The organism is Thalassotalea eurytherma (assembly GCF_030161415.1).
In the GTDB taxonomy this organism is placed as follows: domain Bacteria; phylum Pseudomonadota; class Gammaproteobacteria; order Enterobacterales; family Alteromonadaceae; genus Thalassotalea_G; species Thalassotalea_G eurytherma.
In genome coordinates, this window is sequence record NZ_BSSU01000015.1 from 89728 (window position 1) to 106887 (window position 17160).

15 protein-coding genes are annotated in these 17160 nt (G+C 39.7%); 4 read left to right on the forward strand and 11 right to left on the reverse strand.

From position 1 onward, the window contains the following. Positions 1-40: 40 nt before the first annotated feature. The 9 genes from alr to QQK02_RS14755 form a co-directional block, all read right to left on the reverse strand. Positions 41-1108 (reverse strand): alanine racemase, encoded by a 1068-nt coding sequence (gene alr, locus QQK02_RS14715; RefSeq protein WP_284208914.1) that lies wholly within the window; start codon positions 1106-1108, stop codon positions 41-43. A gap of 15 nt (positions 1109-1123) precedes the next feature. After that, a complete protein-coding gene (gene dnaB / locus QQK02_RS14720; protein WP_284208862.1) occupies positions 1124-2542 on the reverse strand; it encodes a replicative DNA helicase in 1419 nt (472 codons plus the stop codon). A 156-nt stretch (positions 2543-2698) separates the two neighbouring features. Then, complete coding sequence (locus QQK02_RS14725; protein ID WP_284208863.1) at positions 2699-3643, reverse strand: DUF4097 family beta strand repeat-containing protein; 945 nt, start codon at positions 3641-3643, stop codon at positions 2699-2701. A 10-nt stretch (positions 3644-3653) separates the two neighbouring features. Then, positions 3654-4166 carry a hypothetical protein gene (locus tag QQK02_RS14730; RefSeq protein ID WP_284208864.1) on the reverse strand — a complete coding sequence of 171 codons (513 nt, stop codon included), beginning with the start codon at positions 4164-4166 and terminating at the stop codon, positions 3654-3656. Then, a complete protein-coding gene (locus QQK02_RS14735) occupies positions 4159-4716 on the reverse strand; it encodes an RNA polymerase sigma factor (RefSeq protein WP_284208865.1) in 558 nt (185 codons plus the stop codon). Before QQK02_RS14735 ends, QQK02_RS14730 begins: the two co-directional genes overlap by 8 nt. A 154-nt stretch (positions 4717-4870) precedes the next feature. After that, positions 4871-5083, reverse strand: coding sequence for a 50S ribosomal protein L31 (gene rpmE, locus QQK02_RS14740; protein ID WP_284208866.1), 213 nt, complete (start codon positions 5081-5083; stop codon positions 4871-4873). Between the two features lie 179 nt (positions 5084-5262). Beyond that, complete coding sequence (locus QQK02_RS14745; protein WP_284208868.1) at positions 5263-5817, reverse strand: CBU_0592 family membrane protein; 555 nt, start codon at positions 5815-5817, stop codon at positions 5263-5265. Next, entirely contained in the window at positions 5817-6791 is a 975-nt protein-coding gene (locus QQK02_RS14750; protein ID WP_284208869.1) for a substrate-binding periplasmic protein, read from the reverse strand. Before QQK02_RS14750 ends, QQK02_RS14745 begins: the two co-directional genes overlap by 1 nt. 1 nt (position 6792) lies before the next feature. Further along, positions 6793-7935, reverse strand: a complete 1143-nt coding sequence (locus tag QQK02_RS14755; protein ID WP_284208870.1) for a hypothetical protein — start codon at positions 7933-7935, stop codon at positions 6793-6795. A 312-nt stretch (positions 7936-8247) separates the two neighbouring features. On the opposite strand from QQK02_RS14755, the gene priA reads away from it, so the two are divergent. The 4 genes from priA to hslU all read left to right on the forward strand — a co-directional run bounded on the left by priA (position 8248) and on the right by hslU (position 13057). Continuing rightward, positions 8248-10449 carry a primosomal protein N' gene (gene priA / locus QQK02_RS14760; protein WP_284208871.1) on the forward strand — a complete coding sequence of 734 codons (2202 nt, stop codon included), beginning with the start codon at positions 8248-8250 and terminating at the stop codon, positions 10447-10449. Between the two features lie 72 nt (positions 10450-10521). Then, the gene (locus QQK02_RS14765; protein WP_284208872.1) at positions 10522-11079 is read left to right on the forward strand and encodes an SPOR domain-containing protein; all 558 of its coding nucleotides are present in this window, start codon (positions 10522-10524) and stop codon (positions 11077-11079) included. 98 nt (positions 11080-11177) lie between these two features. Further along, positions 11178-11696 carry an ATP-dependent protease subunit HslV gene (hslV, locus tag QQK02_RS14770; RefSeq protein ID WP_284208873.1) on the forward strand — a complete coding sequence of 173 codons (519 nt, stop codon included), beginning with the start codon at positions 11178-11180 and terminating at the stop codon, positions 11694-11696. A 32-nt stretch (positions 11697-11728) separates the two neighbouring features. Next, positions 11729-13057, forward strand: coding sequence for an HslU--HslV peptidase ATPase subunit (hslU, locus tag QQK02_RS14775; protein WP_284208874.1), 1329 nt, complete (start codon positions 11729-11731; stop codon positions 13055-13057). A gap of 81 nt (positions 13058-13138) precedes the next feature. Here hslU and QQK02_RS14780 read toward each other — a convergent pair whose 3' ends face one another. Together QQK02_RS14780 and QQK02_RS14785 are read right to left on the reverse strand one after the other, a co-directional pair. After that, positions 13139-14998: a methyl-accepting chemotaxis protein gene (locus QQK02_RS14780; protein ID WP_284208876.1), complete on the reverse strand. Its 1860-nt coding sequence runs from the start codon at positions 14996-14998 to the stop codon at positions 13139-13141. An 81-nt stretch (positions 14999-15079) separates the two neighbouring features. Continuing rightward, on the reverse strand, positions 15080-17077 hold the full coding sequence (locus QQK02_RS14785) for a putative bifunctional diguanylate cyclase/phosphodiesterase (protein WP_284208877.1): 1998 nt from the start codon (positions 17075-17077) through the stop codon (positions 15080-15082). Between the last annotated feature and the right edge of the window lie 83 nt (positions 17078-17160).

A 17160-nucleotide genomic window follows, 5' to 3' on the forward strand; every position in this document is an offset into this window, starting at 1 on the left:
GTAATAATAGGTCAGAACCGGGTTCTGGCCTTTTTTAAAATTAAATATATTTAACGCGACGGGTTATATTACAAAGCAATTCATATGGAATAGTTGTCGCATATGTCGCAACTTCTTCAACGGGTAATTCAGCGCCCCATAGTGTTGCAATATCACCAATCTTATCTTGGCAATCAGCGCCTAAATCCACCGTTATCATATCCATTGAAACGCGCCCTGCAAGTGGTACTCGACGACCATTTAGCAAAACAGGTGTGCCATTGCTAGCATGCCGAGGGTACCCATCCCCATAACCTATCGCTATAACACCAATAAAGGTATTTTCTTGGCATTGCCAAGCAGCGCCGTAGCCAACTGTTTCGCCTTTTTTTACTTGCTGAATGGCAATGACACTCGATTGAAGTGTCATCACGGGTTTTAATCCAATATTTTGAGAAGATTTACCGATAAGTGGCGAGACACCGTAAAGCATTAATCCTGGTCTAATCCAGTCACAATGACTTTGTTGCCAACCACAGATACCGGCAGAGTTAGCAATCGAACGAGGGTTGCTTAACTGTTGCGTTAACTGCTCAAAAATCGCAAATTGTTGACTCGTTGTTTGATTATTTAAATCATCAGCGCAACTAAAATGACTCATTAATACTAAATCGTCATGCACATTATCAGACTTAGATAAAGCGCTGTAAAACTCATTAAATTGGCTTGGTGCAATACCTAAACGATGCATGCCGGTGTCTATTTTTAGCCAAACCTTTAAAGGACGATCAATATCAGCACTTAAGATTGCATTAAGTTGCTCATTTGTGTGAACAATCGTTTGTAAGTTATTCGCCGCTAAAATGGCAATGTCGGCATCATCAAAAACACCTTCAAGCAACACGATAGGCTTTATCACACCAGCAGTACGAAGCTCTAGGGCTTCTTCTATCCGAGCAACCCCGAAGGCATCAGCTTGCGGTAACGCTTTAGCAATGCGCACTAAGCCATGACCGTATCCATTAGCCTTTAGTACCGCTAGCACCTTTGAATAGGGTGCCATTGATTTAATAATGCCATAGTTATCAACAAGCGCATTTAAATCTATATGAACAGTGGCAGTTCTAATCGACATAATTAGCGATTAATCTTCTTCAAGTACATGTGGACCAGCATAATTATCAAAGCGAGAAAATTGACCTTGGAAAGTCAACGGCACTCGCCCTATCGGACCATTACGCTGTTTACCGATAATAATTTCCGCCATGCCTTTAAATTCAGAATTATCGTGATAAACCTCATCTCGATAAATAAACATGATTAAATCGGCATCTTGCTCAATCGATCCTGACTCACGTAAATCCGAGTTAACCGGGCGCTTATCTGAGCGTTGCTCCAAACTACGGTTTAGCTGTGATAACGCAACAACAGGCACTTCCAATTCTTTTGCTAGTGCTTTTAATGAACGAGATATTTCTGCAATTTCTAACGTACGGTTATCAGAGAATTGTGGTGCGCGCATAAGCTGAAGGTAATCGATCATGATAAGACTTAAACCGCCATGATCACGCGCAATACGTCGTGCTCGAGAGCGAACTTCCGTAGGCGTTAGACCAGCAGCGTCATCAATATACATCTTACCTTTTTCAATCAACAACCCCATGGTTGAAGACAACCGTGCCCAATCCTCATCACCTAATTGACCGGTACGAATTTTCGTTTGGTCAATACGGCCAAGAGACGCGAGCATCCTCATCATAATTTGTTCAGAGGGCATCTCAAGAGAGAAAATCAAGGCAGGTTTATCTTCCGTCATCGCGGCAGTTTCAACCAGGTTCATGGCAAAAGTGGTTTTACCCATTGATGGACGCGCTGCAACAATGATTAAATCTGACGGTTGAAGACCTGCTGTCATCTTATCTAAATCTGAAAAGCCAGTTGTTACACCGGTAACACCGTCGTGCGGTTGTTGATAGAGCTTCTCAATTCTATCGACGGTTTTTTCAAGCACCGAGTTGATATTCTCCGGCCCTTCCGATTTGTTAGCACGAGCTTCGGCAATTTGGAATACTTTAGTTTCTGCAAAGTCGAGTAGTTCAGCACTGGTTCTACCTTGGGTATCAAAACCAGCCTCTGCAATTTCATTGGCAACACTGATCATCTCACGTGTTACTGCTCGCTCGCGGACAATTTCAGCATAAGCAACAATATTGGCGGCACTAGGCGTGTTCTTTATAAGCTCAGCTAAGTAGGCAAATCCACCAGCGTCATCAAGTTTTTGATCGTTTTCTAACGCTTCGGTTAAGGTAACCAAATCGACAGGGTCGCCTTTCTCAATCATTTCACCAATGGTTTCATAGACGATTCGATGAGAACGAGAATAAAAATCTTGAGCAACAACCGCTTCACCAACACGGTCAAAGGTTTCATTATCAAGTAATAAGCCACCAATAACTGATTGTTCAGCTTCTAACGAATGCGGCGGCACACGCAACTGTTCTACTTGATGATCTTTTTCTTTAAAAGATTTTTTATTTGATTTAGCGAATTTTTGCTCTGCCATTAAGGACTTCCTAACACACGACGACGATCAAATCTGTTTGTCATTGAGTAAACAAACGTCTGACATAAGAAGAGTAATTTAACAGATATTGCAGTTTTAAAAAATGAAAAATGTGTAGTTGACTCAGTTTAGTCAACTACACATTTAAAAGAGAGATTATTTATGGGTTAAAACAATATTACCACTGACTGTACTACCGCTGACACGAGAGCTTGCGTTGCCAGTTTCAAATGATAGGCGAGAGCTTGGGCCGTATTTATCTTCTTTCGCCTTCACGCTTGTTAAACGGTTTATCAAATCACCGCCAGCACTCGCTCGTAATCTAAATATCGCTTGCACATCATTCAAAAAGTTCAAATGAAAATCACCGCTCACACTCGACAATTTAATTTGTCCGTTATTGTCTAAGCTTAGGTCTGCGTCTATATCGCCACTTACCGTAGACATCATTAAGTCTTCTACGCTATTTAGTGATAACACCATTTCTCCAGATACGTTTTTTGCTTCAACAATAGGTGCCGTGCTTTTTGCTTCAATATCACCGCTTACAGATTTAACAAATAGACTACCACTGGCACCTGATGTATCAATATTACCGCTGACACTAGATAAGTGAGTTAAATTACCAATTTGATGAGCATCAATGTCACCACTAACAGAACTGACTTCTAAGCGCTTAGAAATATTTTTTATAGCGACATTGCCGCTTACCGTGCCAACACTCGCATCAGCATCTAGCTCAGAGAGTACTATGTCACTTGACACTCCCGAAAAGCTGACATTGACATTTTTCGGTAAAGTAATCTCTAGGTTTGTTTCTTGTCGTGACCAATTATTTTCAAGGTGGCGTGGCATTTCAACTTTAATTAACATCACACTACCGTTTTGCTCAAAAGTGAAACCTTCAGCTTCATCATCAAGTTCACCTACCACGTGAACGCTATCTACTGACTGACCAACAATCTTTATTTTGCCTCGAAGGTTTTCAACCTCGACACTTGTGACATCGCCAATAGGTAATGTTTGGTCTATTTTTTCACCCGCAACAGCCAATAAACTTGTTGTTGTTAATAGTACGATACTACTTTTAAAAATATTCATGATACTGTCCTTAAATCGTTTGCCATTTAGGGCGATAAATATGGTTTAGCAACGATAATTCTTGCTGCTGTGTAAATTTCAATAAATGTATTAAATCAGCATTTTCAGGATCTTCTTCTAACGCCGAAATGATGCTTTTTCGTGCTTTAATGAGTTCGTCTAACTGCTTTTGTAAGTCAGCTGAGAGTGCATTTTTACTTACTGGCTTGTTACCAAAGCTCACTAACATGGCTTGACGTTCATTCTCAAATGACTCAACCATCATCGCGACAACATCTGTTTGATTTGATGGATTTGGCAAGCCATTAACGTTCACTAATGTGATTACGAGTGCAACAACTGAAGCGGCAAGCGCTAAATTTGATCGCCAACTATAGTGGTTGTTTTTCACTTGCTCTCTTGGCTGCTGACTAATCGCCTTTTCAATACCAGGCCATAAGTCTCTGCTTGGTGCGATTTCTGAATTGAGATCGTTGATCGCATTATCCAGCTTTGCTTGGCTACTCTGTGATGAATTATTCATTTTCCAAGCTCTCCTGTAATAGTTGTCTTGCTCTGTGATATTGAGCTTTACTTGAACCGACTGCCATTTTTAATAAACTCGCAATTTCTTCATGACGATAACCTTCAACAGCAAATAATATAAACACCATGCGCGCTCGCTCAGGCAGCTTCATAATATGCTTATCCAATTCGCTTAATCCCTGCATCTCGGCACTTTCTTCAATCATGCCTTGGTCTTCGACACTAAATACTTTTTGTATCCAGTTTTTATGCTTTCGAATATGGCTAAGTACAATATGTGTTGCCACACTGTGTAGCCATGTTGAGAATTTACTCTCGCCTCTAAAGTTAACTATTTTCTGCCACACTTGAACAAAAACTTCTTGGCAGACATCTTCAGCGCTTCCGGCATCGGCAAGCATACGAAAACATAAGGCATAAACCTTTCTGTGATGCAGCAAATAAAGCTGGTGAAAGGCGTTTTGATCGCCTTGCTGCGCTTTAGCTATCCATGTTGATTCATCTACACCAAATTTGTCTTCGGCTTGAATGATGGGGTTACTCTGCACTTGTCCATTCTCACAATATTAAGTTACTAAGTTAGATGCAGTATCTGACAAAAGGGTTTAAACGCCGAGCTAAATTTTTTAAATTTATTGAAATAGTTTTATTTTAGGCACAAAAAAAGCGCCCTTAGGCGCTTTTTCAAATAAGCTCAATCGCTTATTTTTTACCAAGCACTGCGAAACGCTTGTTGAATTTGTCAACACGACCACCAGTCTCAGCAGCTTTTTGCTTACCAGTGTAGAATGGGTGACATTCTGAACATACGTCTAAGTGTAGATCTTTTGCTACAGTTGAACGCGTAGTGATAACATTACCACAAGAACAAGTTGCCTTGATCTCAACGTAATTAGGGTGAATACCTTCTTTCATGGGATAACCTCTGTTAAGGCCGCATCGCCACTTGGTCTTTTGCCAAGCACCATACGAGTTAAAATTAATGGTGGCGAATGATACTTGATCACGCACACTGACACAAGAATAAAACAGCGATAATTGAATATTTTTTCTTCAAAGTAAGAAATAATATTCAAACATGTTTAAAAACATGGTTAATCAATTAAGTGGATCTTATCTTTGCGCATATAAACACCATAGAGAGAAATAGTGGCCCACGATATTTCTAACACAAAAACTGGCCAATTGTGATCAAACCATAATTGAGGTAATAAAACTAACGCCGCGTATGCATCACCCAATAAGTAATGTGTTTGACTCAATTTTTCACTGCAAAACAACAAATAACCAATCGTAAAAACAAACGCCGAAGACCAGCCCATTGCCACAGTATTGAGCTTCTGGTTTAAGGCAGAATCAATAACAATATAAAGAATAATCATCGCCAGCATGACCACATAGTATTTCGTTTTAACTGGAATACTCTTTATAGGAACGCCCGCTAACAACGCAATACTGATGATTGCCCAAAACCCGTTTATAAATACCGCCTGATACGACCCAATATAATATGAGCTAATGACCAATAAGATCGCGGCAAAGCAATTACCTGTGTAATAAATTTTACGCTGCCAATTCTTATTAACAGAAATATATGTGTGGTTAATCAAATACGTTAATGTACCTACCCAACCCAATAAACTGATCATTATTGCAACTCAATATGCATATTTTTAACGTAAACTTCTTTACCCACTAATGGACCATTAAGAATAACGACTTTACTCATTTCCATCATATTTTGATAAATATGATCTGTTTTAGACGCCGCTGTCATTTTTAAGCTCCATTCTACCACCAGCGCTTTAGTACCGTTGGCTAAGCTGTAATAAGAGGGAGACCCGCTTAAATCTGTTTGAGCGATAATGGCAGGATAACCTTCTGATGTATTAAGCACGGCTAAATCAGGCGATTTAGTTAAGCGCTCTGGTTCAAGTTGCAAGCTTTTGAAGCTAGCTGCTTGTTCTATCAACCGATTAACTTGGTCTATAATGGCTTCGCCTTTAGGGGTTTTAGACGCTATCAAATGCAAACTAGCATGATCAGCTATGTTCTCGACAGGTAAAATCAAAAGTTTTTGTGCGGAATACTGTGTGTTAAGCATGTGATTCATCACACTTTCAGTCATAGGTAAGTAGTCAATATCATTATCAAGCAACGCTTGTAATGCTTGTCGTTCATTAATGAATATTTTGCCCTGACTCACCCAAGCATCCATTTGCTCACCGTAACTGTATCCTGCAACTCGACCAATACGATAATCGCCCAATTGGTTAATCAAAATACTCTTTTGATACTGGCGATTAAAATACAGATGACTTGTTACTTGGAATACAGGTCGAGAAAAAAGGACCTGCTGTACTCTTTCTGATGTTTTGAAATAGGGAAATGAAGCATGCTTTTGCCCACTGACCACTTGCGCGAAACCTAAGTCATAATTTTGCCTTTGCCATTCAACTGCGGTGTTGTTCTGACTCATAATTTGTTCAAAAAGGTTCGCAGCCTTGCCACCTTGATTTTCATCGATGTAGGGTTGCCATGGCGCGGTGGTAACAGAAAGACTTTGAGCAAATGCCGGCAATACCAGCACATAAAGTAATAGCAATGTCGTTGTGATACGCATCTTATTTCCCCTTGATTAGTACATAAATCACAACAAGTGCGAAGGTTAGACCAAAACCAAAGGTAAACATCACATCAACATCGACATTGGCAAAAAACTCTAAAAAGAAGGATCTGCCATCATCATGATAATCAAGCGCAGGACGAGACATCACTTCTCGACTAAATTCAGTTAAATATAAAGACAGCTCAAATACAGCAAAGAAGCTCAATGTTACAAGTAGTAAATCTGTCATCACCGTACTTCGTTCGCGACGTTTATTATCAACTTCTTCTAACCTGCTCGAACACACCTCAATCATGCGCTGACCATTTGCCGTCATCTGTTCAAAATCCCAACTAGATAAAATATCGTGAATAAGCTTTCGCTTGAATCGATTGAGGTATTTCAAATGTTCGTGAAAATCTATTTGATGCAAACGAGTAGCAACGCGACTTTGTGCCAGTTTTTTTTCTGTAATTGACATGTCAGAACCATTATAAGCATTATCAATAGCGTCCTTGAGCATGCTATTGCAGTTTTCTTGTGCGCAATAATAATACTGCGCTAATACCATTGTAGAGATTCTCGGATCTTCATTTTGTTGACAGCGATCAATCAAAACATAATTTAACCAAGTTAACGAATACGTTTTAAGTCCTGCAATAATATCTGCTGCGTCTTCAGGGCGCTGTGTATCTTTCAACCAATTTTTCAAAAACGTATCAATACCCGCTTGTGACAGCTGTGATTTTTCTAAGGTCAAGGCTCGCGCTGTCCACTTGATGTCAATTTGAGTATTGGAATCATCAAAAGTCAAAATGTCATTTTTTTCAAAGCTACAGGCTTGTCTTAAATCCTTAAAAAATTGAGGGTAAGCATCAGCAAGCATTACCTCGGTTTTGTCACTGCACATGTCACCTACTGCTTTTGCGGTTAAGTGCCCTTCTACCGTTATATCAATTTCAGCAATAGCAACAGCATTAGGGAAAACATGAATGCGAAGTTCTGGGAATTCAGAGCTAGCCCACATCAATAGACGGATATCACGGGTATCTACTTCGATATCTTGATAATCCTTTTTAGGCTTATCTTGGTGAATGTTAGTAAAACGTTCATTACTTTGCGCCAATCGTTGTAAAAAAAGGTGATGAGACTTAGACAAGTGATCTATGCCTAAAACAATATTCAAAGGGGAAGAAAACGGAGAGATAGTTTTCAATTTTAGAGAATCAGATATCATATGTTACTTTAAGGTTAATAGGAGAATAACTGCAGGTAACAAGCCAACAACGTGTTAAATTACAAGCATATTTGTGTTTCGACCTTATCTAAATATTTCCTATTTCGCAATAACGCTTAATAGATATAAACAATTAACTTTCAAAAAGTTGCGCACTATCAATTTTATGAAAACTACTTGGCACTAAGCGCTTCACAGTTCACAATATAGCGAAAGCAATCGTCGAGACATCTAGTGGCAGATATATTTGTTGAAGTAGCAATACCTGTGCCTTTAAGGCAACTATTTACTTATGCTGTTCCTGATACGCTGCATACAAATGATATTGTACTTGGTGAACGAGTTGTCGTTCCTTTCGGTCCAAGAAAAGTTGTTGGCGTGATAACTAAAACAAGTAATGATTGTGATCTTGAAAAAATAAAGCCTATTCTATCTCGCGTTACAGACAAGTATCATTTTGACGCTAATCTACTAAAACTTTTGCATACGGCAGCAAACTACTATCACCACCCAATAGGTGATGTCATGCAGCAAGCTTTGCCTGTGCCGCTAAGAAATATTAATCAACCAACCATTGAGCCAGAAAAAGAGTATTTGGCTTCTTCAGAGATACCCCCTACCGAGTCAGAGCGCTCAAAACTTGCCAAAAAAGCCCCTAAACAGTCGGAGTTATATGATGTTGTTGAGCAAAGTCATGGTATTACTTGGCCAGAGCTTAGAACACTTGGCTACAGCAAAGCACAGCTCAATAGCTTACTTAAAAAACAATGGCTGATTGAACAAGCACGTCCCGACAAAGTGTTTACATGGCATGAAGCATCGCTGAACGAAAGCAATAAGTTAAGTTTAAATGCCGAACAAGCTGTTGTGGTTTCTGCAATCAACCAAACAACCGAATTCGCCTGCCACCTGCTAGAAGGTGTTACCGGTAGTGGCAAAACAGAAGTCTATTTACAAACTATCGAACAAGTTCTGTCGAACAATAAGCAAGTGCTTATACTTGTGCCTGAAATCGGCTTAACACCGCAAACATTGTCTCGTTTTGAAAAGCGTTTTAGCGTCCCGATATATTTGCACCATAGCGCATTAAACAACTCTGAAAAACTGGCAACTTGGCTAGCTGCGCAAAATGGTAGTGCCGCGATAATTATTGGTACGCGGTCGGCTATTTTCACCCCGCTAAAAAAGCTCGGCTTGATTGTGATAGATGAGGAGCATGATAGCTCGCTAAAACAGCAAGACAGTTTTAGGTATCATGGTAGAGATATCGCGATATTGCGCGCTAAACAACTAAATATACCTGTTATTTTGGGCACTGCAACGCCAAGTTTAGAAAGCTTACAAAATGCGTTAAACGGCAAATACCATCATCACCAATTAACAAAAAGAGCGGGGAATAGCACGTTAGCGCCAATCACCCTCATTGATATTGCTCAACAACAAGTTGACCAAGGTTTTTCGGGTACGTTAACCCATGAAATAAAGCAAACGATTAAGCGCGGTGAACAAGTCCTAATTTTTATTAATCGTCGTGGATTTGCCCAAGCCCTTACCTGTAAAGAGTGTCATTGGATTGCAATGTGCGAGCGTTGCCATAAGCCGTTTACCTTGCATAAAAATGATCAACAACTGGTTTGTCATCATTGTGGTAATCAACACTCAACCCCGCACCAATGTCATGATTGCGGCAGCGTACGCCTTGAAGGTATCGGCCTAGGCACAGAGCAAGTTGAAGAGAAGCTCGCTGAATTATTTGAAGATGCCAATATCATCCGGATTGATCGCGATAGTACCCGTAAAAAAGGTGAGCTAACACGAATGCTCGAAGCAATTAACAACAATGAATACAATGTGCTGGTTGGCACACAAATGTTAGCCAAAGGGCATCACTTCCCGAATGTTACATTAGTTGCTGTGCTCGGCGCCGATGGTGCACTATTTAGTCATGATTTTCGCGCCCCTGAACACTTGGCTCAACTGCTTGTTCAGGTGTCTGGCAGAGCTGGACGTGCAAGCAAACCAGGCAAAGTTTTAGTACAGACTAACTTTCCCCAACATGCCTTATTACAAGATTTAGTCAATAATGGTTACCATCACTTTGCTAAGTTTGCCCTAGTCGAGCGCCAACAAGCTTTATTACCGCCATTTACCTTTCAAGCGCTCATTCGAGCCGAGGCAAACTACCCAAGTTATCCGCAAAAATTTCTTGCTGATCTCACTCAGTTTGCCACCTCTGACTGCATGATGGCAGGCCCAATGCCCGCGCCTATGGAAAAACGCGCTGGCAAATATCGTTTTCATCTGATGATTCAAAGTAAAGGTCGTACCGCGCTTCATCAATTGTTGCAATTAATGATTGTTAATATTCCTTCGTTAGAAAGTAGCAAAAAGGTACGATGGTCTATCGATATCGACCCTCAAGACTTAACTTGGTAACACGTGACTAAAAAGTCTTTTTTTTTACTTCGACTTAGTTAAAATAACTCTTTTCAGATGTAGGTATTTCCCATGGCTCCCCAAGATTACGTTTCTCGCAAACCCAATAGCAAAAAAAAATCGCCCTATAAAAAAGAAGCGCAACCTTCGCCGGCTATGTCTTTAAAGTTAAAGGTCGTTTTAGCTATCACGATATTTTTCGCCGCAGCCTTTGGCTATGGGTTATGGAAGCTAAACCAAACACCAGCGCAACCACCTATTTTTGAAGAAACTAAAAAAGCAGCGCCTGCTAAACAAGAAACTGATTTGCCAGCTCCCCCACAAGAAAAGTGGGACTACATGAAAGAGCTTGAAACGAAAGAAGTGGAAGTAGGCGAGTATGAAGTAACAAACAAAGGACCATATCAAATGCAATGTGGTTCCTTTAAATCGCGTGAACAGGCTGAAGTATTAAAAGCTAAAATCGCTTTTGCCGGCATAACCTCTCAAGTAAGAGAAACAAAAGGCAAAAACGGTACGTGGTTTAAAGTTATCCTTGGTCCATACGAACGCAAGCGCCTTGCCGAGAAAGATAAGCATTTATTAAAAAGTAACCAAGTGAACTATTGTCAAATTTGGTTATGGCGTTAATCACACGTTTCCCCTTGAAAAATTAAAATTCTCCCTCATTTAAACTTCATAGCATATGCCGAGTAGCTAACTACTCGGCCACAATATTGAGGTTTAATGTGACTACTATTGTTTCTGTAAGACGTAACGGCAAAGTCGCCATTGGTGGCGATGGCCAAGTTTCATTAGGTAACACCGTAATGAAGGGCAATGCCAAAAAGGTACGTCGTCTTTATCACGATAAAGTGCTCGCTGGTTTTGCTGGCGGTACAGCTGATGCTTTCACGTTATTTGAACGTTTTGAAAGCAAACTTGAAATGCACCAAGGCCATTTAACTAAAGCGGCAGTAGAACTAGCAAAAGACTGGCGTAGCGATCGCGCGCTGCGAAAATTAGAAGCACTATTAGCAGTAGCTGATGAAGAAACATCGCTCATTATTACCGGTAATGGTGATATTGTTCAGCCAGAGCACGATCTCATCGCAATAGGTAGTGGTGGTAATTATGCCCAAGCATCAGCATTAGCTTTGTTAGAAAATACCGATCTAGGCGCTAAAGATATTGTTGAAAAATCATTGAAAATCGCTGGCGACATTTGTGTTTTCACCAACCAGCATCACACGATTGATGAGCTGTAACTTCCCGCAAGCTATCTATTAAGGATTTACATATGTCGAATATGACACCAAGAGAAATTGTTAGCGAATTAGACCGCCATATCATTGGTCAAAATTCAGCTAAACGTGCCGTTGCCATCGCCTTGAGAAACAGATGGCGTCGTATGCAATTAAATGATGAATTGCGCACAGAAGTAACACCTAAAAACATTTTAATGATTGGCCCTACAGGTGTTGGTAAAACTGAAATTGCTCGTCGACTAGCGAAGCTATCGAACGCGCCTTTCATTAAAGTTGAAGCAACAAAGTTCACCGAAGTTGGCTATGTTGGTAAAGAAGTAGAAACGATCATTCGCGATCTTGCTGACATGTCAATTAAAATGACCAAAGAGCAAGAAGTTGAGCGCGTTAAACATTTAGCACAAGAAGCGGCAGAAGAGCGCATTTTAGATATTTTATTACCTCCGCCTCGCGATACGTTTGGTAACGAAGAAAAATCTGAAAATAGCTCAACACGCCAAGTATTTCGTAAGAAATTACGTGAGGGTAAACTTGACGATAAAGAAGTTGAATTAGACTTAGCAACCCAACCGATGGGCGTAGAAATTATGGCGCCTCCTGGTATGGAAGACATGACGTCACAATTACAAAGTATGTTCCAAAACTTGTCTAACGACAAAACGCAAAAGCGTAAGTTAAAAATCAAGGATGCCTTTAAAGCGCTTCAAGAAGAAGAAGCTGCAAAAATGGTAAACCCTGATGAGGTAAAACAAAAAGCCATTGAAGCAGTTGAACAAAATGGCATTGTTTTTATTGATGAAATTGACAAGATTTGTAAGCGTGGTGAAAGCTCTGGTCCAGATGTATCTCGCGAAGGTGTGCAACGTGACTTGTTGCCACTTGTTGAAGGCTCTACTGTCAGCACTAAGCACGGCATGGTAAAAACGGATCATATCTTGTTTATTGCTTCTGGTGCTTTCCAAATGGCAAAACCGTCTGATTTAATTCCTGAATTACAAGGCCGTTTACCAATTCGCGTAGAGTTAGAAGCATTACGAGCTGAAGATTTCGTTCGTATTTTAACAGAGCCAAATGCCAGCCTAACGCAACAATACGAAGCATTAATGGCGACTGAAGGCGTTACTCTTTCGTTTACAGATAGCGGTGTTAAAGCAATTGCAAACGCAGCATTTCATGTGAATGAAAGCACTGAAAACATTGGTGCGCGTCGTTTACATACAATGATGGAACGTCTTGTTGAGGAGATTTCATTCCATGCAAATGATAAATCAGGTGAAGCCATTGAAATTGATGAAACATATGTAAACAAAATATTGAACGACGTTGTTCAAGACGAAGATTTAAGCCGCTTTATTCTATAAAACGACTTTCATTAAAAAGGGTCAGTGTTTGATAGACTCTGACCCTTTTTCATTTTCATTACAAAAGTTTAGTTATTTCCACTAGACATTAAAACGGCTTACCTCGGTATGAAGCACTTTAGCTTGTTGTGATAATTCTTCACTCATGTGCTCATTCTGTTTTGCTGAATCAGCAGCTTGTTCAGTAACATCACGTATCATCACAACGTGTTCATTAACTTCAGAAGCTACAGAGCTCTGCTCCTGAATAGCTGTTGCTATTGCCGTGCTCATATCCATGATCAGTGATACATCTGCTGTGATTTCTTCTAGCATCTTACCCGCAGAACTCGCTTGCTCAGCACTGTCATCACCTTGTTTTCGACAAGTCCCCATATGTTCAACAATCTCTTTGGTACGGGTTTGTAATGAACTAATAATACCTTCAATTTCTTGGGTAGAGTCTTGAGTACGAGATGCTAATGTTCTCACTTCATCTGCAACAACGGCGAAGCCTCGACCTTGTTCACCCGCACGCGCAGCTTCAATAGCAGCATTTAATGCCAGTAAATTTGTTTGCTCCGCAATACCGCGAATTACATCTAAAACTGAGCCAATGGTGTGACTATCTTTCGCCAATTCAGTGACAATATGCTCTGACTCTTCTAACGTGGAAGATAATACCGAGATTTGCTCTATCGTACGGCTAACCCCTTCTTTACCATTGTCGGCATTTTCCGTGGTCAGTTGGGCTTTGCTAGCTGCTTCTTCGGTATTTTTGGCAATTTCATCTACTGTTGCCACCATCTCAGTAACAGCTGTTGCCACTAAATCTGTTTGCTGCATTTGCGTTTCAACACCTTCATTAGCAAGGCCTATATTCTCTGCTAATGTGTTAGTGGCAATATTTACAGTTTCAACGGATTGATTACATTCCACTATCAGATGTCTAAAGGCAGCCAACATATCATTAAATACTTGCGACATTTCAGTCAATTCATCATTACCTTTAAGCTCAGCCTTTAACGTCAGATCATTGGTGCTTGATACTTTACGCATTAAGTCTCTCATATCAGTAATTGTAGTAATGACACTACGGCTTAAGTAAACACTTAAAAATACAGCGCCAGCAATAATGATAAGTAACACAACAAAAGCAAATTGTTGTACTGTTTGAATGCGACCTTCCACAGCAGTTGTCGAGTTTGTCAAAATGATTTGAAGTTGCTTTTGAATATCCTCGCTGACTTGGTTCATTTCGCCTAGCATCGCCTGATCAGGGGCGTAACCTAGTTTGCGTTGCGCGTTTATTAAATTCAAAAAATCAGCTTCATAGGCAGATAACAAATCGATTAAGTCACCCTTTACTGCATCAGGTAGGGTGCTTGCTTGCACTTTTTGTTGTAGAATTTGGGTATTGTTTTGCAGCCTAGATACGTATTTATCATCAAGGCGAAGCATGAAATCTTTTTCATTTCTTCGCAGCTGAAGCATCCCAGCCAATAGTTCAAAGTCACTACTGCCAAGCGTTTCTTCAACGACATGCACACTTGCCCGCAAACTTCCGTATAAGCCATCTTTCGGATTTAGCCCAATAATTTTTTGTTGTTCAACAACATCGTCAAACAGTTCACCATATTGTTTAATTTTGCTCATCACTGAGTTAATTGGCGCTAAGTCTACATCAAAATGCGAAACTTCTTCTTTTATCACCCCTAAGACTTGTTGCGTGGCCTTCAAACTTTTATCAAAAGCCTGAGTATCCTCTTCATTTTTTAAAGTCAGGAAGTTTTTTTGGTGGTGCTTTAGTTGCGAAACTTCATGTTCGACATAAGCCAAATGACGCGTGATTTTCACTTCCAATGAAGATTGCTTTAACGCGTATAATAAAATTCCCAACATAATCAACAACGCAACAATAAAGATTACGATGTTTAGCATTAATTTTTGTTTAATGGTCATCAAAGGGCCTCACCTAAAACAATGATATTGTTAAAGTATAGACCTAAATAAAAATTGTATGAGGTTAAACCGTTTTTTATTTTAACGGTTTAAATATTTGGATAGTTCGTCTTCAGATAAGGGTTTTGCAATATAATAACCTTGCACTGCATCACACCCTAATTTTCTAAGTAATTGTAATTGATTAGCGTCTTCTACGCCTTCCGCAAGTACCCTTTTTCCAAGGCCATGTGAAAGCTTAATCATAGACTTTACAATGGTAACATCTGAATCGTTATTAGCGACTTCACTAATAAAACTACGATCAATTTTTATCTTATCAATCGGCAATTTTCGTAAGTAAGCCAGCGATGAATAACCCGTACCAAAGTCATCAATAGAAACCCGTATCCCTAAGTTCTGAAGTTTTACGATAGTGTTCATCACACTTTCTATGTCAGTAATAACGACATTTTCAGTAATTTCTAACTCAAGACAATTTGGTGGTATCTCATGCTGATAAAGTAACGATTGAATGTAACCAACAAATTGAGGATCTTGAAACTCGACGGAGGTAACATTAACGGCAATAGTAATTCGTCTGTTGTATGTTTTAATCCAACTCGCAGCTTTTTGTGCAGCTAAACTTAACACGTAATGATCAAGTGCTCGGTTCATCGATAATTGTTCAATGTTATCTAAAAACAAACCTGGTGCTAAAACCCCTTTAGTAGGGTGTTGCCAACGAACCAAAGCTTCAACCCCTTCTAAACGATTACTATATAAATTAAGTTGAGGCTGGAAATACAAAACAAATTCGCTATTTTCAAAGGCTTTATTCAGCTCTTTTTCAACAGCTAATAGCTCTCGTCCTTTTGACTGCATCCCCTCAATATACTGAACACTTTTCAGGTTTTCAGTTTCAGCTTGGAACAAGGCTAAATTGGCCTTTTTAAGTAACTCTTCTTCATTGTTGTCGTGATCTGGATACAAGCTATAGCCAACACTTGCTTGTAGCTCAATACTAATGTTTTGATAGCTATAAGGCGCCGATAATAGGTCATGAATATGATCTGCAGCTTTTGTTAATTGCGTTAAGTCATGTATTTCTATTGCAAACACAAATGAGTCACCACTTAACCGTCCAACGACTGATGGCATTAAAACGCTTTTTGATAAACGAATCGCGACCTGAGCAAGAATATAGTCGCCTGCACTCAAACCATAAGTATCATTAATAAATTTGAAGCGCTTAATGTCGATCAAATATACCGCTAAGCGCGCTCCACTTTGCTGACATCGCTCCATTGCAATTGGCAATTTTTCAATAACTTGTTCTCGGTTAAGTGCACCAGTAAGTTGATCGTGTTTACCTAAATACTGAGCTCGATTAATAGCTGACACGGCAATGTTGCGCTCTGCACCCTGCATCCAGATCAACATCGCATAACCTAAAACGGCATTAGCACCGCTATCGAAAACTAAAATTGCGCGCACGATATCACCAAAATACTCTGTGCCTAAAAGCATCACCGACGCTAAAGAATAAGTAATAAAACGAAAGCTCATTGCTAAGAAAAGCCACATAAAAATACGACTTGCAAAGAAAATTTTCTTTTGGTTGAACAGCCAAAAACTCATCGTAAGGAAGCCACAACCTATCAGAAATGAGGTTAAACTTTCTCTCAAATACAATCGGTTATAGGTCGCTAGCTCATCAAATGCATAGAGCCCTACTGATATCGTTGTAAACATAACAACAGCAACAATACTCCAGACAATTTTCCTAGCACTTATCGCATTATCGATGACTGCACGATACATTGCCCATAACAAAAAAAGAACAAAAAAGTTAAAACTCAGTTTATTAATGAAGGTAAGTGAGATAAGAAGAGGATCTGTTGCCCTTGGAACTTCAAGCGACAACATAACTAGCGACACACTACGATTGATAACTAATGCACCAAGCGCGTAAACCCAAAGTTTGACATAAGTACGACCAAAGCCACGATAAAACATCAGCAAAAAGAACGTCAATAACAATAAGACGATACTTTCCACCAAGTATAATATTGGGCTAGTAAAAAATTGTTCTGCCATTCAAATGAGTCTTTAAATTTTTTGCGATTATTTAATATCTTATAGTCATTGTAATACAAATTGTAAGGTGAGGGTATCTAGCT